Here is a 22,012-nt window from a genome sequence, read left to right on the forward strand (position 1 = left end):
GCGGACGGAGTCCGCTCCTACGTAGCCGTCCAGCGCAGGAGCGGACTTTGTCCGCGATGATTCATCGGCTGCTGCGTCTCACGCGATACGCGCCCGCATCCTTGAAATCACTCGCCCCGTAGGGCGCATAACCCGGAACGGGTTATCCGCCGCAATGGCGGATAACGCCACAGGCGTTATGCGCCCTACGTGTTGCATCGGTGCCAAGCGGGTTCGCGAGCAAGCTCGCTCCTACAAGGTCGGCTCCGGTGCGCTCTTCGTAGGAGCGAGCTTGCTCGCGAACCAGGCCCAACATCGAAGTAACCGGATAGCAATCGCGAACGGAGTCCGCTCCTACGTAGCCGTCCAGCATAGGAGCGGACTTTGTCCGCGATGATTCATCGCCCGCTGCGGCGCCAACCTGGAATCAGGCGCGCCCCTGCCGGGCGGTGACCTTCGGATACTCGCCAAACAGCGCGAAATAAGACTGGGAAAACCGCCCCAGGTGCCAGAACGACCACTTCATCGCCACCTCGGCCACGGTCATGCCAGACTCGGCGGCGGCCAGCAGGTCGCGGCGGGCGGCGTTCAGGCGGCGGTTGCGCAGCCAGACGATGGGCGGCATGCCGGCGTAATGCAGGAACGACTGCTGCAGAGTACGCGGCGAAACACCCGCCTTGGCGGCGAGGTCGGCCATGCCGAACTGCTCGTCGGGGCAGTCGTTGACCACTTCCTTGACCCGCTGCACCACGCGTTTGGCCTGGACGATCGAGCGCGCGCGGCGCCCCTCTTCCAGCGGCGCTTCGCAGAGCAGCGAGAAACAGTGGGAGACGATGCTCTGCGCCACACCCGGCGCATCCATCGGGTCGTCGCCGGCCGAAGCGCCGGTGAGCAGGTTGCTCAGCGTAGTCGCCACCGACTGGCAGTGGCCCGAGCGCAGCGGCGTCAGCACCAGGTCAGCGAAGGCGTCGGCCGGCTGGCCCCAGCTCGCGGATTCCTTGATCACCACCGCCACCTCGCGGTAGTTCTCCGGCGTGACCCAGGCGTTGCGGGTTTCCCCGTCGAGCAGGTAGAGCGCGTTGTCGGACATGTCGAAGCTGAACACCAGCGCACCGGGAGGGGCATGGAACTCCTGCTCCACGCGCAGGTTCATCTGCTCTTCAAAGAGCTCGATGCCCTCGACCTCGGCATGCAGGATGCGCCCGGAGAAGCGCCCGGCGGACATCTGCGTGTACTGCTGTTCCCAACCAGGAATGGCTATGCGCTGCTGATCTACTTCTTGTGCTTCGACAACCCGGATCGCCATACCCAGCCCTGCTGGTTCTTTCAGATGCGGCAGGCTAACAACCGTCGCGATACCCGTGCAAGATCTCGAACAGCAAAGGAGCGCGGTAATTACTCGCTCAGACGAGAATTCCGCCGACCGGAGCTGGCGATCAGCTCGGTCGCCCGCGCACGCAGCTGGCCGCAGCCGCCATCGACATCCTGCCCGGCGCTGTTGCGCACCTTGGTCAGCACGCCGCGGCTGTGCAGGTAGCGGACAATCTCGACGATGCGCTCGCCGTCCGGGCGCTGGTACTGGTCGCCTTCCAGCGCGTTGAAGGGGATCAGGTTGAGCACGCCGAACTTGCCCTTGAGCAGGCGCAGGATGCCATCGAGTTCTTCCTGGCTGTCGTTGATGCCCTTGAGCAGCGTCCACTGATACTGGATCGGGTAGTCCGTAGCACGGGCATAGGCCTCGCCCTGCTCCACCAGCTCCTCGGGCGTCAGCTTCGGCGCGCGTGGCAGCAGGTGTTCGCGCAATTGGGCATTGCTGGTGTGCAGCGACAGCGCCAGGGCCGGCTTGATCCGCTGCTGCGGCAGGCGCTCGAACACCCGCGGGTCGCCGACGGTGGAGAACACCAGGTTCTTGTGGCCGATGCCGCCGTCGGTGCCGAGGTAGTCGATGGCTTCCAGCACGTTGTCGAGGTTGTGCGCCGGCTCGCCCATGCCCATGAACACCACTTTCTTCACCGGTCTTACGCGGCGCGCCAAGACCAGTTGGGCGACGATCTCGGTGGTGGAGAGCTGGCGCAGCAGGCCGCTCTTGCCGGTCATGCAGAAGCGACAGCCCACGGCGCAGCCAACCTGGGTGGACACGCACACGCCGCCGCGCGGCAACAGCACGCTCTCCACCATCTGCCCATCGGCCAGACGCACCAGCAGGCGCTCGGAGTTGTCTCCAGCGGGATGCCGGGAATGGATGGTCGCCAGGGCGTCCAGCTCGGCAGCTATCTGTGCCACGCCATTGCGCACGCTCAGCGGCAGGAAGTCCTCGGAGGCCTGGCGCCTGGTGCCGGCATCCAGCGATTTCCCCTGCAGCCAGGCGCGTAGCATCCGTCCGCGGTGCAGGGGCAGCGCGCCGAGGTCGGCGAGGCGTTGGTCGAGGTCATGGATTCGCATGGGGCGCGAATCCTACCACCGCCGTGGGCGGCGGCGTAGCGCTACCGGTCTGGCTGGAGACCTGAGCACAGCGGTGCTAGGGTCTGCCCATTGCACTGCCCAGGAAGTCGTCATGCACCGGACCGCCCCGCTCTTGCTCACTCTCACCCCTCTGCTCTTCGCCGGACTCGCCCAGGCCGCCCCGCCGGACTTCGACGCCAGGGTGAACAAGCTCGCCCAGCAGGTCATGCGCGAGCAGAACATCGCCGGCCTCGCCATCGGCGTCACCGATCACGGCCAGCAGTATTTCTACAACTTCGGCATGGCCTCGAAAGAGAGCAAGCAGCCGGTGAGCAGCGACACGCTGTTCGAGATCGGCTCGGTGAGCAAGACCTTCACCGCCACCCTCGCCGGCTTCGCCCAGGCCAGCGGCAAGCTCAAACTGCAGGACAGCCCGACGCGCTACCTGAAGGAACTGCGCGGCAGCGCGCTGGACAAGGTGACGCTGATCCAGCTCGCCACCCACGTCAGCGGCGGCTTCCCGCTGCAACTGCCTGAAGAGGTGAAGACGCCGAAGCAGCTCACCGACTACTACAAGGCCTGGCAGCCGCAGTACCCGGCCAATACGCAGCGCACCTACGCCAACCCCAGCATCGGCCTGCTCGGCATCGCCACGGCGCGCGCGCTCGACATACCGTTCAAGACCGCCCTGCAGCGCAACGTCTTCGCCCCGCTGGGCCTGAGCAACACCCACATCGACGTACCGGTGACCCGCCAGGCGATCTACGCCCAGGGCTACGACAAGGACGATGCGCCGGTGCGGGTGAACCCCGACCTGGTTGCCGACGAGGCCTATGGCGTGAAGACCAGCAGCCGCGACCTGCTGCGTTTCGTCCAGGTGCAGCTGGGCGAGGTGAAGCTCGGTGACAAGCTGCGGGCCGCCGTGGATGCCACCCGCACGGGCTACTACCAGGTCGGCCCGATGACCCAGGACCTGGTCTGGGAGCAATACGCCTACCCGCCCAGGCTCGCCGAACTGCAGCAGTACAACGGCAGCAGCATGCTGGAGAGCCAGCCGGTGAAGCCCCTGCGCAAACCGCTGCCGCCCCGGCAGGACGTCTGGGTGAACAAGACCGGCGCCACCGGCGGTTTCGGCGCCTACGTGGCGTTCGTCCCGTCGAAGCAGCGCGGCATCGTCATCCTCGCCAACCGCAACTACCCCAACGAGGTGCGGGTGAAGCTGGCCTGGGACATCCTGTCGAAGCTCGACTGAGCCGCCCGCTTTCCCACTTCGCTGCCATACGGTTCGCGAGCATGGCTCGCTCCTGCAGGGGAACTCTGACGCTCCCTGCCCCCTATCGATAACGGTGATGTTCTGAATCAAAATGCCGGTAATGCTCCCTGGCGGCGGAACCTGTAGCGTGCTTCCCTGACGCATTCCGCCACTGAGGATCAGTGCCTTGCCCCGTCTCCCACTGCAACGCGCGCCCATCGACGACTACAGCCACTCGCCGCAATACATCGCCGGGCGATTCCGCAACCTCAAGGCGCGCCCGGCCGAGATGCCCGAACCGAGCGGCAGGGTGCTGTGGGATCTGCTCTTCAACAAGCCGAAGAACACCGTGCCCCGCGCCCCGGTACCCGTACGCGCGCTGAGCCGCGACGAGCTGGAGCAAGCCCCGGACCGTAGTCTGTACCGCCTCGGCCATTCCACCCTGCTGCTCAAGCTGCGCGGCGGCTGGTGGCTGACCGATCCGGTGTTCTCCGAGCGCGCCTCGCCCTTCAGCTTCGCCGGGCCCAAGCGCTTCCACGCGCCGCCGATTGCCCTGCAGGATTTGCCGCCGATTCGCGGGGTGATCCTCTCCCACGACCACTACGACCATCTGGACCGCGCCACCATCGCCGTGCTCGCTGCCCGTGCGGAAGTCTTCCTCACCCCGCTGGGCGTCGGCGACCGCCTGCTGGACTGGGGCGTGCCAGCGGAGAAGATCCGCCAACTGGACTGGTGGCAGAGCACCACGGTGGATGGCCTGTGCCTGACCGCCACCCCGGCGCAGCATTTCTCCGGGCGCGGCATGCGCGATGGCAACCGCACGCTGTGGTGCTCGTGGGTGATCGAGGACGACAGCCTGCGCATCTTCTTCAGCGGCGACACCGGCTACTTCGACGGCTTCGCCGAGATTGGCCGGCGCTTCGGCCATTTCGACCTGACGCTGATGGAAACCGGCGCCTACAACGAAAACTGGCCCTATGTGCACATGCACCCGCAGCAGACCGTGCAGGCACACCAGGACCTCAACGGGCGCTGGCTGCTGCCGATCCACAACGGCACCTTCGATCTGGCCATGCACGCCTGGTACGAGCCCTTCGAGCGCGTGCTGGAAATTGCCGGCGAGCGCGGGTTGACCGTCACCACGCCGATGATGGGCGAGCGCATCGACATCCAGGCGCCCCATCAGGGTGAGCGCTGGTGGCGCGGCGTGGTGGCCGAGGAAGCCCGCACGCCGGCACCGCGCTGCGGCTGCCGGGCCGCTCGCGAGAGCTGAGCTCTTGTAGGATGGCGTGGAGCGCAGCGATACCCATCCTACGAAAAGCCGCGTCACGCCATGCAGGCTCTGGCTCTTGAAGACTTCCAGAGAAACGCCCGCGCACTCCGAACGCCCCGTTCAGGAGGCCTCGTTGAAGCGGAGTTTCAGGGGTTGAGCGACATGGATGTCGCGAGAGCTGCGATAGGCCAGGGACGGCCCTTCGCAGCGTGCCCCTGAAACTTCGATTCAACGAGGGAATTTTTCGCCTAAGCGAAAAACCGGATGTCCGGGGCAAGACCTTTGCCTACTTTGCGTCGTTTGGCAAAGTAGGTCGCCCGAGGGGGCGAAACTCGAAGCCCGCGCGTGCGCCGAAGCGGCGCGGAACACCCAAGCCAAAGCAGCACACCCGAAACATAGGGACAAGCCCTGCCGATGGATCGCGCGCATGGCGCGCTCCTACAGATCCGTCGTCAGCACAACGGCGGATAACGCCGGCGCCTTATGCACCCTACGGGTTGGACTTCGAGGCTTTGGACCTGTGCCATGCGGTTCGCGAGCAAGGACTGGGCGCTCCCCCTCGGTCCTACGAAAAGCCTATACGCGCTACAAAGTTTCAATCACTGGCCAGCTCGAACAGCTGCCAGCGCACCGAGCTAACGCCCTTCTCCAGGCTGATGCGGCTGACCATGAGTTCCAGCTGGCCGGTGGCGCCATGGCCGCCGAGCAGTTCGGCGCGCACTTCGAGTTTCGCCGGGTTGGCCTGGTCTTCGCTGTGCAGCGATTGCAGGCGCAGTTCGCTGCTGTCCAGGCTGTGCAGCATCAGGCTGCGCACCTGAATCTCGTCTTCGGCGCGGCAGATGATGGCGACGCCATAACGCTGCTCGGCCTCGCTGGCCGGCAGCACGTCCTGATGGTTGATGCGCTGGGCGATGTCACGCAGCAGGATGTTGGCGCAGAGCACCACCACGCTGCCGAGCGCGGCTTCCAGCAGTAGCCCCATGCTGCACAGCACGCCGATGGCGGCAGTACACCAGAGCGTGGCGGCGGTATTCAGGCCGCGCACGTTCAGGCCGTCACGCATGATCACGCCGCCACCGAGGAAGCCGATCCCGGAAACCACATAAGCGGCAATGCGCGGCGCATCGGCGGAAAGCCCCGGCATGGCCTGGGTCATCAGCACGAACAGGCAGGCGCCGGTGCTGACCAGCGCGTTGGTGCGCAGGCCGGTGAGACGCTGGCGCAGTTGGCGTTCGGCGCCGATCAGGGCGCCCAGAATGAGTGCAGCGGCGACCCGCAGCAGGAAGATTTTCCAATCCATGTTCCACCTCGTTCGCGGCGCGCGACCGCTCCATGCGCCGGGCAAGGCCGGCGCGCATTCGGGTGATGGATTGCGAGAGAGCGAAGGGCCGGACCGGCCCCGCAGGGGAATGGTGCAACGTCATCCCGTGGCGGGATGCATAGCGCCACTGTCCGCAACGCAGCGAGACAGTGGCAGGGTTCTGCCGGACGGCTCGCTGTTCAGACCTGTCGCAATCGACCAGGGCAAGTGTCCAAGGCAGGACTCCTCTTCAATTCAAAAAAAGCGGCCGGACCCGGTGTGAGCACTGCCCGGGACAGCTACCGGCCGCGAGTCGTCATCATCGCCGAGCTGCCTTAAGGTTTCCTTAGCAGGCTATCGGACCTACCATGGCCCCCCCGCCCGAGCCACTCTGGAAATTCGTATGTCGTCTGCCGTCAGCACCCATGAGCACTGGATCAGCAGCGAAAAGGGCCAGCTGTTCGCCCAGGACTGGACGCCCGCCGAACACACCGGCGAGCCGATCCTGCTGCTGCACGACTCGCTGGGCTGCGTGACCTTGTGGCGTGACTTCCCCGAACAGCTCGCACGCGCCACCGGCCGCCAGGTGATCGCCTACGACCGCCTCGGTTTCGGCCGCTCCGAGCGCTACCCCGGCGCCCTGCCCCTGGATTTCATCGACGACGAGGCGCGCAGTTTCTTCCCCCTGCTGCAACAGTACTTCGGCTTTGAGCGCTGTGTGGTGTTCGGCCACAGCGTTGGCGGAGCCATGGCAGTGGCCTGTGTGGCACGGCATCCACGGACCTGCGCGGCGCTGGTCACCGAATCGGCCCAGGCCTTCGTCGAACACCGCACCCGCGACGGCATCCGCGCCGCAGAGCTGGAATTCGCCCGCGAGGGCCAGCTGGAGCGCCTGCAGAAGTACCACGGCGACAAGGCCTTCTGGGTGCTGCGCGCCTGGGTCGATACCTGGCTGTCCGACGACTTCAGCGACTGGAACCTGGACGCCGAACTGGCCCAAGTGCAGTGCCCGATCCTCAGCCTGCATGGCGAGCAGGACGAGTACGGCTCAGCCGCGCACCCGGAGCGGCTCACTTCGGTCCCCGGCGTGCCGACCATGCTCCGGCTGCTGCCCGACTGCGGTCACGTTCCGCACCGCGAGCAGCAGCCGGCGGTGCTGCAGGCAGTCACTGAGTTCCTCCAGCGCTATCTGCCATAGGCTCTATTTGCCGTACCCCCCGTCAGCCGTGGGCTGCGGGATTACCGCCTGGCTGGAAAGTTGAATCTAATCGTGCAGGGCACAGTCACAACGTCCAGGCGCTGTCGGCTCTCGTACCTTGATTGATAGAGACGGCCTCAAGGGCGTCGTTGCACAAGCGATTGGCAGGACTCGCGCAACGACCGGACTGGTTTCGTTGCGCAGGTAGGTTCGCTCATGTGCCGCCTTATTCTTCCGCTATTGCTGCTCACCCTGTGGGCACCCTTCTCTATTGCCGCCTCCATCGGCACTTCCACCGACGAGAAAGCCCAGGCCGCCGTGACCAAGGCCGAAGTGCTGGAGCAGCAGGTCGCCCACCCGGCCACGGCAGTGGCCAACCCGGCGCCCATCAGCAAATCCGAGGTCAAGGCGCTGGACCCGGCGGGCAAGGCGCCGCTGGACGACGCCCTGGTCTGCCTGTCGCGAACCATCTACTGGGAAGCCAAGGGTGGCGGCAAGGCGGACATGGAGGCAGTGGCCAACGTGGTGCTCAACCGCATGGGCCACGGGGGCTTCCCCGACACCGTATGCGGCGTGGTCAAGCAGGGCCAGGAGCAGAAGCATTGCCAGTTCTCCTGGTGGTGCGACGGCCGCTCCGACCAGGTGGAAGAGAAGAATCGCTACGACATCGCCAAGGAAATCGCCCGCCGGGCGCTGAACCAGCAGCTCAGCGACCGCACGCGCGGCGCCATGTACTTCCATGACCGACACGTTTCGCCGTCCTGGGCGAAGGAATACATCCGCACGGCAGAGACCGACGAGTTCGTCTTCTACAAGCCGCGCGGCGGCGATGCGCGCTAGGGCTTTCCAGTCAGCTGACGGCGCTGCTGCCGTCGCGCTGACCGTCCATCCAGCGCACCAGAGCCTCGCCGAATTCCGGTGGCGCCTTGCGCCCGACACGCCGCGCGAGGTCGAGCACGGTGTGCTGGGCCAGGGCTTCTTCCATGCGTTTCTGCGCGGTGAGCATGACCGCATGGATCGAGCAGGTGCCGCAGGTCGCCCACTCCGGCGGCGAGCCTTCGAACACGGCGCAGCGGCCACGGATGTCGCGGCACTCGAAGATCTGCTTGTCGCCGTCGATGGCCTTGACGATATCCAGCACGGTGATTTCGTCCGCCGGCCGCGCCAGGCGGAACCCGCCGCGCACGCCTTCGGTGGCCGCCACCAGTCCGGCCTTGGCCAGCCTGGTGAAGACCTTGGCGAGCAGCTCCTGGGGCACGCCCTGCAGTTCCGCCAGCGTACGCACGCTGGAGTCGCGGCTGTCGCCCTTCTCGTCTGTCAAAAAGAGCAGGCAGTGAATGCCGTACTCCACGCCCGCACTGTACAAAGCCATCACAAACTCCGACTAAATCAGTCGTATTATTCTCAAGCCACAGGGGGCATCCGGCAAGCACTTACGCATGCATTCTGACGAACTGTCACCTACAGCCCGCGCCTTCCAGCACTTCTACCTGTTCCCTGGATAAACAGAAGCAGCGGGATTTTCGCCACTCGGCCGTGACGAACGGTCGGAGTTTGCGACAGAAATCGGTTGCGCCCTCGAACTACGACAAATATAGTCGTAGTTATTCCGAGGCGAGCCAGGAAGCGAACCGCTCCGATATCAGGCACTCGGGAACCCCTTTCGGACTCATCCTTTTCGTCGGAGACCACCATGAAACAACGCATCCTGATCGTCGGCACCGGTTTCGCGGGTATGTGGAGCGCCCTGAGCGCCACGCGTCTGCTCGACCTGCACCAGCGCACCGACATCGAGGTCGCGGTGCTCGCACCCCAGGCCGAACTGCGCATCCGCCCGCGCTTCTACGAGCCGAACGTGCACCAGATGGCCGCGCCGCTGGGCGACCTGTTTGGCGCCGTGGGCGTGACCTTCATCCAGGGCAGCGTCGAGCAGATCGACGTCGATGGCCGCCAACTGGACTACCGCAATGCCGGCGGCGAAGTCGCCACCCTGGGCTTCGACCGCCTGATCCTGGCCAGCGGCAGCAAGGTCGCCCGCCCCGCCCTGCCGGGCATCGAACACGCCTTCGACGTCGACGACATCGACCAGGCCGTGCGCCTTGAGACGCACATTCGCGCTTTGGACCAGCTGCCGGAGTCCGCGGCGCGCAACACCGTGATCGTCGCTGGCGGCGGCTTCACCGGCATCGAGACCGCCGCGGAAATGCCGGCACGTCTGCGTGAAGTGCTGGGTGCGGATGCCAAGGTGCGCGTCATTGTGGTCGACCGTGGCGCCGAGATTGGCGGCGCGCTGGGTGTCACCTCGCAGTCCGTGGTCGCCGAAGCCTCCACCGAACTGGGCGTGGAATGGCGCCTGAACGCTTCGGTGGAATCCATCGACGAGAACGGCGTGACCCTCTCCAGCGGCGAGCGCATCGAAGCCAAGACCGTGATCTGGACCGCCGGCGTGCGCGCCAGCTCGCTGACCGAACAGGTGGCCGGCGAACGCGACCGCCAGGGCCGCCTGCACGTGGACCGCAACCTCCAGGTGATCGGCCAGGACGCGGTGTTCGCCACCGGCGACACGGCTTACGCCGCCACCGATGACGTTGGCAACTACGCGCTGATGACCTGCCAGCACGCCATCGCCCTGGGCCGCTCGGCCGGCAACAACGCCGCCGCCGATCTGCTGGGCGTGGCGCCCATCCCCTACAGCCAGGTGAAGTACGTGACCTGCCTGGACCTGGGCGCCTGGGGCGCGCTGTTCACCGAGGGCTGGGACCGCCAGGTGCGCTTCCAGCGCGAGGAAGGCAAGAAGATCAAGACCGAGATCAACACCGTGTGGATCTACCCGCCGGCGGCTGACCGCGCCACTGCACTGGCAGCGGCCGACCCGATGATTCCCGTCGTGGCCTGATGCGCTGAATGAAGCCCCGGTCGGCGCGAGCCTGCCGGGGCTTTTTCATGCCTGATTCGAACGATTTTCCCTGTAGGAGCGGGCCATGCCCGCGATCCGCGAGCAGTGCTCGCGAAGTCATCGCAGCCAATCTGAAGCCCCCTGCGAACAGCGTGATCTGACCTGAACGCCGGCCTTGCCGGCGGATCGCGAGCATGGCTCGCTCCTACAGGTGGCGCGTGGTACGTGGTGCGCAGAGCGATTCGACCATCCGCGCCAGCGTCTCGATCACCTCCCCGCGCCCCAGCAGCGGTTGAGCCTCGCTGAGATAGCGCGCGGTGGTGTACTGCACCGAATTGATCACCACGAAAAGCACCGCCGGCAGGTTGTCGATGCGGTAATCGTCGAAGTGGCGCATCAGGTATTGCCGGCACACCTCCATCATCTGCTGCTCCAGGCTCTGGAACACCGGCGCGGAATTGAGCCGGTGCCAGTGCCGCAGCAGCTCACGCTGCGCCGCATCACCTTCCACCTCCGCGAAGATGCCCTCCAGCACCGCACGGGTAACGCTGCCGATGTCAGCGCCCAGCAGCGGCATCACGCGCTCGTGCACCACCTTCATCAAAGTCCCGGCGCGCTGCATCAGCAGGGCCTCGACGATCATCTCCTTGTTGGCGAAGTACTGGTAAAGCGAGCCGACGCTGACCCCGGCTCGCCGCGCGACGTGGTTGGTGGTCAGACCATCGAGGCCACGCTCGCCGATTTCCAGCGCTGCCGCCTCGACCAGCACGGCCACCATTTCGCTGGCGCGCTGCTGCCTGGGTTGCTTCCTCATGTCTCTCTCCTGGTGCGAGCCGGATGCGAGTTGAATGCGAGCAAATACTCGCAATAGCGTAATTCGACGAATCCGCCCGGCCACCCAACCAAGGTATGAATCGATGAGCGCAACCGCCCTGCCCACCCGCCACGGCGCCGACCTGCAGCGCGCCCGCCGCACCGCCGCACCGGTAAGGCGCTTCCTCAAGGGTCCGAGCGAGCCGGACGCCGCGACCTGGCAGGCTATCGGCGAGTCCCTCACGGTAGGCGATGCGCCCATGGATGCGCTGGTGGAATGGATGTTCGAAGTCGGGCTCGGCTCCGGCATGCGCCTGTACGAACAGGCACTGCACCAGGGCATCGCCGCCATCCCTGAGGCACCCGAACCGCTGAAGACCTTCTTCGCCCGAGTCGAGGCACTGCCCGACTGGGTCGATCTGCAACTGCTCGATGAAGGCGCCCGTGCCTGCGGGCTTTCCGGCCTCACCGGCATGCGTGTGCTGCGCGATCTGGGCCTGCTGGCCGGCTACCAGGCTTCCGGCATCAACCGCACGCTGGTGCTTACCGGCGCGCTGGAGAAAGGCCCGCAGCGGCGCATCGCCGAAACCACCAAATGGTGGATCGACTGCACCCGCCCCGGCGGCATGGCACGGGGTGCGGCAGGCTATCGCAGCACGCTGCATGTCCGGCTGGTGCATGGTCTGGTGCGACGGAGGGTTTCACGGCTGGAGGACTGGGACTCCGCCCACTATGGCCTGCCGGTCAACCAGGGCGACATGCACGCGACCTACCTGGCCTTCTCGGCCATCTTCCTGATTGGTCAGCGCATGCTCGGGGTTGTCCTGAGCCGCGCCGACCGCGAAGCCATCATCCATCTCTGGCGCTACATCGCCTGGCTGATGGGCGTCGAGGAGCGCTGGTTGTGCGCCAGCGAGAACGACGCGATACGCGCGCTCTACCACAACCTGCTGTCCCAGGCGCCGCCGGACGACAGCAGCCGCATCCTCGGCTCGGCGCTGGTGGACGAACCCCTGCAGCGCCACTACGCCAACCTCGCCTGGCTGCGCGGGCGGCTGAATCGCGCCATCCACCTGAGCATCGCCGGCACCTTCATTGACGCCCCCGGCCGTCGCGCCCTGGGCCTGCCCGGCAGCAGCCTGCCCTGGTATCCGCTGCTCAGCGCGCCGCCGCGCTTCGTCTGCCACTGCCTGCTGCGCGCGCTGCCCGGCGGCCGCGACTGGCTGGTGCGCCATGGCCTGCAAAGTCAGGAAGACTACCTGCGCACCCTGTTCGGCGGTGCCGATCCCCGGCTGATCTCGCCCACGCACCTGGCAGCGGAGGACGCCCGCCTCTGAATCCGGCCGAGTGAAAAAAACGGCACTCGCAGCATCCTTCAGCGATCCATACACGCAAGGACCTTCGAGGAGCCGCCATGAGCACACCGCCGGAGTTGCTGGAGCTACCTTCCGACCTGCACTACGTCGATGACAGCCTGCCGGGCATCAGCCGGCGCCGCCTGCGCGGGCGCTTCGCCTACTTCGATCCCGGCGGTGAGCGCATCCGTGTGGAAGCGGAAATCCAGCGCATCGACCAGCTCGCCATTCCGCCGGCCTATATCGATGTATGGATCTGCATCGACCCGCTGGGCCACCTGCAGGCCACCGGGCGCGACGTGCGCGGGCGCAAGCAGTACCGCTATCACCCGCGCTGGACCGAGGTCCGCGACAGCGCCAAATACGACCGACTGCTGCGCTTCGGCGAGAGTCTCCCAGCCCTGCGCCGGCATATCGAGCAGGACCTGGCGCTGCCTGGCCTGGGCGCGGAGAAGGTGATGGCGACCGTCGTCGCTTTGCTCGACCGCACCCTGATTCGCATCGGCAACCAGCGTTACCGCAAGGAGAACCGCTCCTTCGGCCTCACCACCCTGAACAACCGCCATGTCGAGGTACAGGGCGCGCGCATCCGCTTCGCCTTTCGCGGCAAGAGCGGCGTAAAGCACAGCGTGGACATCGAGCACCCGCGCCTGGCGCGCATCCTCCGGCGCTGCCTGGAGCTGCCCGGCCAGCAGTTGTTCCAGTACCTGGACGAAGACCGCCAGCGGCACATGATCGACTCCCGCGACGTCAACGCCTACCTGCGCGAACACGCCGGCGAGGAATTCACCGCCAAGGACTACCGCACCTGGGCCGGCACCGCCCTGGCCCTGGAGTACTGCCGCAAGACCCGCTGGGAAGGCGAGAAAGGCGCCAGCCGGCAACTCAAGCAGATCATCGGGCAGGTCGCCGACGAACTGGGCAACACCCCGGCCATCTGCCGCAAATGCTATGTGCATCCGAAGGTGATCGAGGCCTTTCTCGCAGGCGAACTGGACGGGCTGCGCAAGGAGCGCAAACGGCAGAATCTCAGCGCCGAGGAAGCGACCCTGCTGGCCTTTCTGTCCGCTGAGCCACTCTGAAACTGGCCGGGCGAGGCAACAACGACAGCAAGATTGTTCAAGCCAGGCGACCGCTCTCTCTGTCACGCTGAGGACACTTATCTGCCTGCAAGAAACGCTCATGTCACAAGATCAGCTTCCCTCCCGCGCCTTCCTCAGGGGCGCCATCGATATCATGCCGCTGTCGCTTGCGGTCCTGCCCTGGGGCCTGCTGGCCGGTTCCCTGGCCATCGACGCCGGACTTTCGCCGCTGCACGGCCAGGGCCTGTCCGCCATCGTCTTCGCCGGCGCGGCGCAACTGGTGGCCATCGGCATGCTCAAGGGCGGTGCCGGGTTCTTCTCGATCATGATCACCACCCTGCTGCTCACCTCCCAGCACCTGCTCTACGGCATGACCATGCGCCCGGTGATCTCCGGGCTGCCCGGGCGCTGGCGTGCCGGGCTGGGCTTCCTGCTCACCGACGAGTTCTTCGCCCTGACCAGCGGCCACGACAAGCAGACCTTCAACCGCTGGTACGCCCTGGGCGTGGGCCTGACCTTCTACATCGCCTGGAACCTCTTCACCCTCGCCGGCGTACTGGTAGGCAGCAGCATTCCAGGGCTGGAGCACCTGGGCCTGGACTTCTCCATCGCCGCCACCTTCGTCGCGCTGATCGCGCCGGTGGTGAAGAACGTGCCCACCGTGGTCTGCGTGGCGGTCTCGCTGTTCTGTTCGGTGCTGCTGAGCTACTGGCAGGTCGGCTCGGCGCTGGTACTTTCCGGGCTGGCGGGGATGCTCGCCGGCTTCATCTGTCAGAAATTCTCGGGGGTGCGCGCATGATGGTCTGGGCAGTGATCTTCGGCATGGGCCTGATCGTGTTCTTCAACCGCTACGTGTTCCTCGAACCGCGCCTGCCGATCCGCCTGGGCAGCAACGTACGGCAATTCCTCGGCTTCGCCGTGCCGGGCATGCTCACGGCGATCTGCGGGCCCATCGTGTTCCTTCCGGAGCACCAACTGAACCTGCGCCTGGACAACCCCTACCTGCTCGGCGCCATCGTCGCCGTGGCCTTAGTGCTGTGGACGCGCAACGTGCTGCTCAGCGTGATCCTCAGCATGGGCGCGTTCTACCTGTTGCGCTGGTGGCTGTGACCGGCGTCAGGCTTCAGCCCGCCCCGCTCCGCCCGTAGTACGCCAGCACCAGTTGCACCAGCGCTTCCTCGATGCCCTCGCGCCGCCCCGGCGCCAGGGCAGCGGGATCCTCCAGCAGGGCGCGCAGCACGCCACCGACCGCATGGGCGAGGACGAACACCTCGGCCTCACCGAGCTTGCGCAGTTGCTGGTCATGGCTGATCAGGCCGTGGGTCACCAGGTGGGTCATGACGCTGCCGCGCAGGGCTGGCAGCGGGCTGCCGCCGCCACGGGTCATCAGGTAGTGCATCAGCGCCTTGTGCGCGCCGGTACGTCCGCCGTAGGCGCTGACGGCGGCGTGGATCACCGCGCGGATGCGCTCGCCAGGCGTTTCCGGCGGGCGGCCGGTGAGCGCGTCCATGATGCCGGTCGCCAGCGCCGCCAGCTCACGCCGCGCCAGTTCGTCGAGGATGCGTTCCTTGTTGGGGAAATACTGGTAGAGCGAACCGACGCTCACCCCCGCCAGTTCCGCCACATGGTTGGTGGTGAACCCCTCCAGGCCGTGCCGCTCGAGGATGCGCCGCGACGCCTCCAATATGAGCTCGACCTTCTCCAGGGCCCGCGCCTGCCGCGGCAGGCGACGGCTATCTGGCTGATTTTCCGTTGTTTTTCGGGTCACCTGGGGCCACCGGGAAAGCGAGTACAGCGAGCGCCGCGTCCTACCTATCATGGCAGCCACCCACAGCCCGGCAAGGCGAGCGGATGAACCGCAGCGGCCGGTGCAGGAGCCCCCGCCATGAGCCACAAGAGCCACACCGCGCAACTGGACGACGACATCTGCGTGCACATCTTCGCCGCGTCCGGCGCCATGGTCGGCGTGTGCCTGACAGTGGTGGGCATCCTGCGCATCATCGTCGGCCAGCACCGTGTCGACCTGATCGGCCAGGACATGCTCGCGGTGAACACGGTGATCTACCTGGCCACCACCCTTGCCGCCTACTTCGGCCTGCGCACCCGCAAGCTGCAGCGCAACCATCGCCTGGAACGCATCGCCGACACCCTGTTCCTGGTGGGCCTGAGCCTCACCACCCTGACCACCGCCTTTATCGCCTGCGCCATGTCCTGCTGTTGAGCCGACGATTGAATTCCGCCATCGCTATGTAGAAATATATATATCGACAAGCCTGTCCCGTAGAGAGAAGAAAAATGAATACCGCCGTGTACGCCAAGGAAGCCGTCGGCGCGAATTACGCGCTGGAATCGATGCAGTACGCCCAGGCCCGCACCTGGGAAGCCGTGGACGCCATCGCCGCCGCGATGCGTCCCGGCCTGACCGAGCTGGAAGCCGTCGCCATCGGCAAGCAGGTCCTTGCCGACCTGGGCATGGAGCGCATCTGGCACCCGCTGCTGATCCGCTTCGGCGCCAATACCCTGAAGACCTTCAAGCAGCGCTCCGAAGGCAACCCGGTGCTGGGCGAAAACGACATCTACTTCATCGACATGGGCGTAGTCTGGCGCGGCCATGAAGGCGATGCCGGAGCGACCTTCGTCACCGGCAACGATACTGAAATGACTGCCTGCGCAGCAGCGGCGAAGACGCTGTTCGAACGCGTCGAGGCGCGCTGGCGCGAGACCGGCTGCAGCGGCGTCGAACTCTACGACTTCGCCCACCAGCAGGCCGAATCCATGGGCTGGAAGCTCAACCTGGACATCAAGGGCCACCGCGTCAGCGACTTCCCCCACGCCATCTACCGCGCCGGCGACCTGGGCGACTACGCCGAACATCCCAACGGCGGCCTGTGGATCCTGGAAATCCAGATCGCCCACCCGAGCAAGGACTACGGCGCCTTCTACGAAGACCTGCTGGCCTGACCCGGAGCCCCTGCGATGACTGAACACGTACTGCTGTTCTCCTACGGCACCCTGCAGGACAAGGCCGTGCAACTGGCCAGCTTCGGCCGCGAGCTGCAGGGCCGCGCCGACGCGCTGGTGGGCTTCCGCCAGGACTGGGTGGAGATCACCGACCCGGCCGTGCTGGCCACCAGCGGCAAGACGCACCACCCCATCGTCCAGTACAGCGGCGAAGACGCCGACCGGGTGCCCGGCAGCGTCTTCGAGATCACCCACGAGGAGCTACTGGCGGCGGACGCCTATGAGGTGTCCGATTACCAGCGGATCAACGTCCGCCTGCAGTCGGGCCTGCAGGCGTGGGTCTATGTGAAATCCTGACGCAGGCGTTGTGGTGGCAAGTGCATAGCGTTTTTTGACACGCTGGTCAGAATTTTCTGAAGCCCCACGTGGAGAAAAACAATGAAAGTCAGTGCACGCAACGTCTTCAAAGGCAAGGTTCGCGAAGTTCGCGCCGGCGCGGTCAACAGCGAAGTCGTCCTCGAGCTGGCGGGCGGCGAGACCCTGGTGGCCGTGGTCACCGTGGAAAGCGTCAACAGCCTGAAGCTGGCCGCCGGCGCCGAAGCCGTCGCCCTGGTCAAGGCGCCCTGGGTCATGCTGATGACCGAAGCCAGCGATATCCGCCTTTCGGCGCGCAACTGCCTGAACGGCAAGGTCGTCAGCGTCACCGACGGCGCGGTCAACGCCGAGGTGGTGATCGAGCTGGCCGGCGGCACCAAGGTCTACTCCATCGTTACCCGCGACGCCGTTAGCAAACTGGGCCTGGCCCCGGGCGCCAGCGCCACTGCGGTGATCAAGGCCTCCCACGTGATCCTCGGCGTGCCGGCCTGACCTGCTCTCGCGGAGCGTCGCCCGACGCTCCCTTGCCATGGCCGATCACGCTGATCGGCCATGGCGCACCCCACCGAATGCAACGCCCCCCGGCAACGACACAGAAAGTCATCAAAAGCGGTTTGGCGCGCTGCCGGATCAGCCGTTAGGCTCGCCGGAAAGCAGCCGGAAAAATCCTTCAGACGCCTTATCACAAGCAATGTAACTGCTTGTTATATTTAACATTTAATTCACATTTCGCTTTCTAACTTGGCGCCTTCCACCCACCGGACAGGCCCCATGCGGAAGCTCATTTCTTTCCTCGCGGCACTCGGCAGCGCCGACCTCGCCTTCGCCGACGCGCAATGTACTCGCGCGGACAGATCCACCTGGCAGCAGGAATCGCTCTTCCGCTCGACCATGAAGCAGCAGGGCTACCGCATCACCAAGTTCCGCGTGACGCCGGGCAACTGCTACGAGATCTACGGCTTCAACCCGCAGAGCGACCGCGTCGAGCTGTACTTCCACCCCGTCACCTTCGCCCTGGTGAGGGCCGAGCCGGTGCTGCGACGATGAAGACCCTTGCCCTGCGCTCCGCCGGCGGCCTGCTGGTCGCCGCCGTGTTCGGCTTTGCCTGGTACCAGTCGCCCTCCTTCGAGGTCGCCGACTTCGCCGTCAGCGAAGCCTCCGCGACCGCAGCCCCGGCAGACCTGACCCGGCGCTTCGCCTCCTCGGACATGCGCGACTTCGTGCACTCTGCCTCCCTTGCCACCCTGCCCGACGGCGCGCTGATGGCGGTGTGGTTCGCCGGTACCCGCGAAGGCTCCGCCGATGTGCAGATTCGCGCCGCGCAGTTCGACGCCGGCACCCGCCAATGGTCCCCCGAGCGCGTGCTGGCCACGCGGATCGGCACCGAGCGGGCCGTGCAGAAGAACATCCGCAAGCTCGGCAACCCGGTCATCGCCCTCTCGCCGGATAACCGCCTGTGGCTGTTCTACGTCTCCGTCTCGGTGGGCGGCTGGGCCGGCAGCGCGATCAACGCCATGCACTCGGACGACCTCGGCCAGACCTGGAGCGCGCCGCGCCAACTGGTGACCACGCCCTTCCTCAACCTCAGCACCCTGGTGCGCGGCGCACCGGTATTCCACCGCGATGGCTCCATCGGGCTGCCGGTCTACCACGAGTTCATGGGCAAGTTCGCCGAGTACCTCTACCTGAATCGCGACGGCGAGGTGCTGGACAAATTCCGCATCAGCAAGGGCAAGCATTCGCTGCAGCCGACCGTGGTGGCACAGGATGGCCGGCAGGCGGTCGCGCTGCTGCGCTATGCCGGCGAGCAGCACCACCGTGTGCTGGCCAGCCGCACCAAGGACGCCGGGCAGACCTGGAGCGAACCGCAGCCGGTGGAACCGAGCAACCCCAACTCGTCGCTGGCCGCCGTCGGCCGCAGCAACGGCAACCTGCTGGTAGCGATGAACGACCTGGAGGACGGTCGCTTCCGCCTCACCCTCTACGAAACCGACGCACAGCTGCGCAATTGGCGGCTGGTCTCACAGCTCGACGAATCCCCCGACCCCTGGGGCGACCCGGTGCCGCCGGAAGTCTTCCGCGCACTGATCGGCGCGACCTGGGACGAAGTGGACGCGCGGCAACAGAAGACCCTGGAGCAGAACTTCCTCGCCAGCGTCAGCCAGCGCATGTGCGAGTCCGGCCAGTGCCGCTTCGAGTACGAGTACCCCTACTTCGCCCGCGACGCGGCCGGTGCCTATCACCTGGTCTATTCGTGGAACGACACCTTCATCAAGCACGTCAGCTTCAGCGACGCCTGGGTCGAGGGCCAACCATGACATTCGGACTCTGGCAGGCGCATCTGGCGCTGGCCCTTGCGCTGTTCCTGCTCATCGCGCCCTTCGGCAGCGCCCGCCACTGGCAGGCGCTGAAGCTGGCCATGGCAACCGGGCTGACCTTCGTTCCCGTCGACGGCCTGTCGCTGGCCATGGTCGTGCGCAGCTTCACCCATGACCTAGCCAGCAGCCTGCTGGTGCTGCTCATGGGCTTAACCCTGGCGCGCTTCGGCGTGATGCAGGTTCGCGCCGTCCACCTGCGCGAGGTGCTGCTGGCCGTGGCGGTGCTGGCGCTGGTGCTCTATCCGGCCTCCCTGGGCCTGAGCTACCTGGACCCGTTCCGCTGGGGCTACGAGCCAACCTGGCTGCTGCTGGCGATGGCCGTGCTGACCCTGTTCTTCCTGCTGCGCGGCAACGGCCTCGGCGCGGCGATGCTCCTCATCGCGACCCTGGCCTACGCGTTGCGCGGTGACGGTTCCGGCAACTACTGGAACTACCTGATCGACCCGCTGCTGGCGCTCTACGCCCTGATTTTCTGCCTGATATGGACGGGCCAGACCGTGCTGCACCGTGCCCGCACACTTCTCTCCGGCGAGCGCAGCACGCGCCACCCCATGGACTTCGCCGAGACTGATCGATGAGCTGGATTCGCTCCCGACGCCTGCACTACCTGGCCGGCATCGTCGCCGTGCTGTTCACCTTGTTCGCGCTGCTGCGCGGCGTATTCCTGTTCGGCTTCTCCGGCCTGCCCTGGCAGGCGCTGGGGGAGAACGGCGACCTCCTGCGCACCCTCGGCATCGGCCTGCGCTTCGACCTGCGCCTGGCGCTGCTGGTCGCGCTGCCGCTGATGCTGCTGGCCTGGCTGCCGTGGTTGAACCTGCTGCGCAGCCGCGCCATGCGCTACCTTGCCCGCGCCTACCTGGCACTCGCCGTGGGGCTGGTGCTGCTGGTCTACATCATCGACTTCGGCCATTACGCCTACCTGGGTGTGCGCATCAACGCCACGGTGCTGCGCTTCATCGAGGACGCGCAGATTTCCACCGGCATGGTCTGGCAGAGCTACCCGGTGGTCTGGATCAGCCTGGGCTGGCTGGCCTGCCTGGCGCTGACGCTCGCCGTGTTCTGCCAGCTCGAACGGCGGACACTGGATCGACCCGCCACCTCCATCCCGCGCTGGCCCGTCGCCGCCGGTTCCGCGCTGGTCACCGTGCTGGTGTTCCTCGGCTTGCTCGGCCGCGTCGACAACCTCAACCTGGAGAACCCGGTGCCGCTGCGCTGGAGCGACGCCTTCTACAGCGGCGATCCGCAGATCGCCGCGCTCGGACTGAACCCGGTGGTGTTCCTCTACGACACGCTACGCGTCGACCCGGTCGCCTATGACGAAGCCGAGGCCCGCAAGCACTACCCGCTGATGACGAACTACCTCGGCATCGACCAGCCCGACGGGCAGGCCCTCGACTACCGCCGCCAGCAGCCCGCGCAACCAGCAGCGCTGGCCAGCGGGCGCCAGCCCAACGTGGTCTTTGTCATGCTCGAGTCCTTGGGCACCAGCGCCGTCGGCGCCTACGGCAACCCGCTGAACCCGACGCCGAACCTCGACCGCATCGCTCGCGAAGGCTGGTTCTTCCGCCACTTCTACGTGCCGGTGACCGGCACCGCGAAAACCGTCTGGGCCAGCATCACCGGCGTGCCGGACGTCACCCGCGAGCAGACCGCCACGCGCAACCCGCTGATCTCCCGCCAGCACAGCCTGATCAACGCCCTGGACGGCTACGAGAAGTTCTACATGATCGGCGGCAACGCCGGCTGGGCCAATATCAACGCGCTGATCCAGCGCAGCATCGACGACGTGCAGCTGTACGAGGAGCGCCACTGGCAGGCGCCGCTGGTGGACGTCTGGGGCATCTCCGACCTGGACTTCTTCAAGGAAGGCACTGCGGTGCTGCGCCAGTTGCCGAAGGACCAGCCGTTCTTCGCCTACCTGCAGACCTCCGGCAACCACCGGCCCTTCACCATCCCCCGTGACAACGACGGCTTCCAGGCCCTCGACCTGCCGCTGGAGAAGGTCCAGGCTGCCGGCTCACGCAGCCTGGAACAGTTCAACGCGGTGCGCCTGCTCGACTTCAACATCGGCAAGCTGCTGGAAATGGCCGAGCGCGACGGTTACCTGGACAACACCCTCTTCGTGTTCTTCGGCGATCACAACACGCGCATCAGCCAGATTCCGCACATGGCGCCGGGCTTCGAACAGCTCGGGCTGGAGAGCAACAACGTGCCGCTGATGATCTACGCACCGGGCCTGCTGCAGCCCCGCGTGTTCGACGAGGCCGTCGGCCTGGCCGATCTTCTGCCCACCGTGCTCGGCCTGCTCGGCAAGCCCTACGCCAACGGCGGCATGGGCCGCGACCTGCAACTCGCCGCTCCGGAAGGCGAACGCGTGGTGCCACTGGTGCTGCGCGAGGGCACCTTCCCGATCATTGGCGGCGTGACCCAACGCTTCCTCCTGCAGATGCAGCACGACGGCAGCTCGCCGACTCTGCACGACATCTACTCGCCCACGCCGATGGAGGACGTCGCGCAGCAACACCCGGAGGAATTCCAGCGCCTCGCCGCGCTGACCCGCGCCATGCACGAGACCTCGCGGGCGATGCTGTACCGCAACGTGCGCGAATGAAAGCTAGCTGCAGAGCGTGGGATCGTCAGGTGCGTAGGAGCGGGGGATGCCTGAACGTAGGGCGCATAACCCGGGACGGGTTATCCGCCAGCCAGCC

23 protein-coding genes are annotated in these 22,012 nt (G+C 66.2%); 17 read left to right on the top strand and 6 right to left on the bottom strand.

Annotation, left to right across the window (positions count from 1 at the left end; genetic code table 11):
* Positions 1–406 precede the first annotated feature (406 nt).
* Positions 407–1,204 (bottom strand): helix-turn-helix domain-containing protein, encoded by a 798-nt coding sequence (locus J2T47_RS19745; RefSeq protein ID WP_253450529.1) that lies wholly within the window; start codon positions 1,202–1,204, stop codon positions 407–409.
* Positions 1,205–1,374: 170 nt separating this feature from the next.
* On the bottom strand, positions 1,375–2,421 hold the full coding sequence (locus tag J2T47_RS19750) for an RNA methyltransferase (RefSeq protein ID WP_253450532.1): 1,047 nt from the start codon (positions 2,419–2,421) through the stop codon (positions 1,375–1,377).
* Between the two features lie 112 nt (positions 2,422–2,533).
* On the opposite strand from J2T47_RS19750, the gene ampC reads away from it, so the two are divergent.
* Together ampC and J2T47_RS19760 are read left to right on the top strand one after the other, a co-directional pair.
* Positions 2,534–3,673 (top strand): class C beta-lactamase, encoded by a 1,140-nt coding sequence (gene ampC, locus J2T47_RS19755; protein WP_253450535.1) that lies wholly within the window; start codon positions 2,534–2,536, stop codon positions 3,671–3,673.
* 187 nt (positions 3,674–3,860) lie between these two features.
* Positions 3,861–4,946 (top strand): MBL fold metallo-hydrolase, encoded by a 1,086-nt coding sequence (locus J2T47_RS19760; protein WP_437181002.1) that lies wholly within the window; start codon positions 3,861–3,863, stop codon positions 4,944–4,946.
* A gap of 595 nt (positions 4,947–5,541) precedes the next feature.
* On the opposite strand, the gene J2T47_RS19765 is transcribed toward J2T47_RS19760, so the two are convergent.
* Positions 5,542–6,246: an MgtC/SapB family protein gene (locus J2T47_RS19765; RefSeq protein ID WP_253450538.1), complete on the bottom strand. Its 705-nt coding sequence runs from the start codon at positions 6,244–6,246 to the stop codon at positions 5,542–5,544.
* Between the two features lie 403 nt (positions 6,247–6,649).
* Here J2T47_RS19765 and J2T47_RS19770 point away from each other — a divergent pair, with 403 nt between their 5' ends.
* The gene (locus tag J2T47_RS19770) at positions 6,650–7,444 is read left to right on the top strand and encodes an alpha/beta fold hydrolase (protein ID WP_253450541.1); all 795 of its coding nucleotides are present in this window, start codon (positions 6,650–6,652) and stop codon (positions 7,442–7,444) included.
* Between the two features lie 216 nt (positions 7,445–7,660).
* A complete protein-coding gene (locus J2T47_RS19775) occupies positions 7,661–8,284 on the top strand; it encodes a cell wall hydrolase (protein WP_253450544.1) in 624 nt (207 codons plus the stop codon).
* Between the two features lie 10 nt (positions 8,285–8,294).
* Here the strand turns inward: J2T47_RS19775 and J2T47_RS19780 are convergent, their stop codons facing one another.
* On the bottom strand, positions 8,295–8,816 hold the full coding sequence (locus tag J2T47_RS19780; protein WP_253450547.1) for an RrF2 family transcriptional regulator: 522 nt from the start codon (positions 8,814–8,816) through the stop codon (positions 8,295–8,297).
* 321 nt (positions 8,817–9,137) lie between these two features.
* Between J2T47_RS19780 and J2T47_RS19785 the strand changes: the two genes are divergently transcribed.
* On the top strand, positions 9,138–10,340 hold the full coding sequence (locus J2T47_RS19785; RefSeq protein ID WP_253450550.1) for an NAD(P)/FAD-dependent oxidoreductase: 1,203 nt from the start codon (positions 9,138–9,140) through the stop codon (positions 10,338–10,340).
* A gap of 205 nt (positions 10,341–10,545) precedes the next feature.
* Here J2T47_RS19785 and J2T47_RS19790 read toward each other — a convergent pair whose 3' ends face one another.
* On the bottom strand, positions 10,546–11,154 hold the full coding sequence (locus J2T47_RS19790) for a TetR/AcrR family transcriptional regulator (RefSeq protein WP_253450553.1): 609 nt from the start codon (positions 11,152–11,154) through the stop codon (positions 10,546–10,548).
* A 103-nt stretch (positions 11,155–11,257) separates the two neighbouring features.
* Between J2T47_RS19790 and J2T47_RS19795 the strand changes: the two genes are divergently transcribed.
* From J2T47_RS19795 to J2T47_RS19810, 4 genes are all read left to right on the top strand, one after another.
* Positions 11,258–12,490: an oxygenase MpaB family protein gene (locus J2T47_RS19795; RefSeq protein ID WP_253450556.1), complete on the top strand. Its 1,233-nt coding sequence runs from the start codon at positions 11,258–11,260 to the stop codon at positions 12,488–12,490.
* Positions 12,491–12,567: 77 nt separating this feature from the next.
* A complete protein-coding gene (locus J2T47_RS19800) occupies positions 12,568–13,590 on the top strand; it encodes a DNA topoisomerase IB (protein ID WP_253450560.1) in 1,023 nt (340 codons plus the stop codon).
* 100 nt (positions 13,591–13,690) lie between these two features.
* Positions 13,691–14,389, top strand: coding sequence for an AzlC family ABC transporter permease (locus J2T47_RS19805; protein ID WP_253450563.1), 699 nt, complete (start codon positions 13,691–13,693; stop codon positions 14,387–14,389).
* Positions 14,386–14,700, top strand: coding sequence for an AzlD domain-containing protein (locus J2T47_RS19810; protein ID WP_253450566.1), 315 nt, complete (start codon positions 14,386–14,388; stop codon positions 14,698–14,700). Before J2T47_RS19805 ends, J2T47_RS19810 begins: the two co-directional genes overlap by 4 nt.
* Positions 14,701–14,713: 13 nt before the next feature.
* Here the strand turns inward: J2T47_RS19810 and J2T47_RS19815 are convergent, their stop codons facing one another.
* Positions 14,714–15,358 (bottom strand): TetR/AcrR family transcriptional regulator, encoded by a 645-nt coding sequence (locus J2T47_RS19815; RefSeq protein WP_253450568.1) that lies wholly within the window; start codon positions 15,356–15,358, stop codon positions 14,714–14,716.
* 117 nt (positions 15,359–15,475) lie between these two features.
* Between J2T47_RS19815 and J2T47_RS19820 the strand changes: the two genes are divergently transcribed.
* The 8 genes from J2T47_RS19820 (at position 15,476) to J2T47_RS19855 (ending at position 21,915) form a co-directional block, all read left to right on the top strand.
* On the top strand, positions 15,476–15,811 hold the full coding sequence (locus J2T47_RS19820; RefSeq protein WP_253450571.1) for a hypothetical protein: 336 nt from the start codon (positions 15,476–15,478) through the stop codon (positions 15,809–15,811).
* A 74-nt stretch (positions 15,812–15,885) separates the two neighbouring features.
* Entirely contained in the window at positions 15,886–16,551 is a 666-nt protein-coding gene (locus J2T47_RS19825; protein ID WP_253450574.1) for a M24 family metallopeptidase, read from the top strand.
* Positions 16,552–16,566: 15 nt separating this feature from the next.
* A complete protein-coding gene (locus tag J2T47_RS19830) occupies positions 16,567–16,908 on the top strand; it encodes a gamma-glutamylcyclotransferase family protein (RefSeq protein ID WP_253450577.1) in 342 nt (113 codons plus the stop codon).
* 81 nt (positions 16,909–16,989) lie between these two features.
* Complete coding sequence (locus J2T47_RS19835; protein WP_253450580.1) at positions 16,990–17,418, top strand: TOBE domain-containing protein; 429 nt, start codon at positions 16,990–16,992, stop codon at positions 17,416–17,418.
* A gap of 279 nt (positions 17,419–17,697) precedes the next feature.
* Positions 17,698–17,973, top strand: coding sequence for a PepSY domain-containing protein (locus J2T47_RS19840; RefSeq protein ID WP_253450583.1), 276 nt, complete (start codon positions 17,698–17,700; stop codon positions 17,971–17,973).
* The gene (locus J2T47_RS19845) at positions 17,970–19,244 is read left to right on the top strand and encodes a sialidase family protein (protein ID WP_253450586.1); all 1,275 of its coding nucleotides are present in this window, start codon (positions 17,970–17,972) and stop codon (positions 19,242–19,244) included. The genes J2T47_RS19840 and J2T47_RS19845 overlap by 4 nt, the downstream gene beginning before the upstream one ends.
* The gene (locus J2T47_RS19850) at positions 19,241–19,882 is read left to right on the top strand and encodes a hypothetical protein (RefSeq protein ID WP_253450589.1); all 642 of its coding nucleotides are present in this window, start codon (positions 19,241–19,243) and stop codon (positions 19,880–19,882) included. The genes J2T47_RS19845 and J2T47_RS19850 overlap by 4 nt, the downstream gene beginning before the upstream one ends.
* Positions 19,879–21,915, top strand: a complete 2,037-nt coding sequence (locus tag J2T47_RS19855) for an LTA synthase family protein (RefSeq protein ID WP_253450592.1) — start codon at positions 19,879–19,881, stop codon at positions 21,913–21,915. Before J2T47_RS19850 ends, J2T47_RS19855 begins: the two co-directional genes overlap by 4 nt.
* Positions 21,916–22,012 lie beyond the last annotated feature (97 nt).

Source organism: Pseudomonas nitroreducens, assembly GCF_024170165.1.
Taxonomy (GTDB): domain Bacteria; phylum Pseudomonadota; class Gammaproteobacteria; order Pseudomonadales; family Pseudomonadaceae; genus Pseudomonas; species Pseudomonas nitroreducens_C.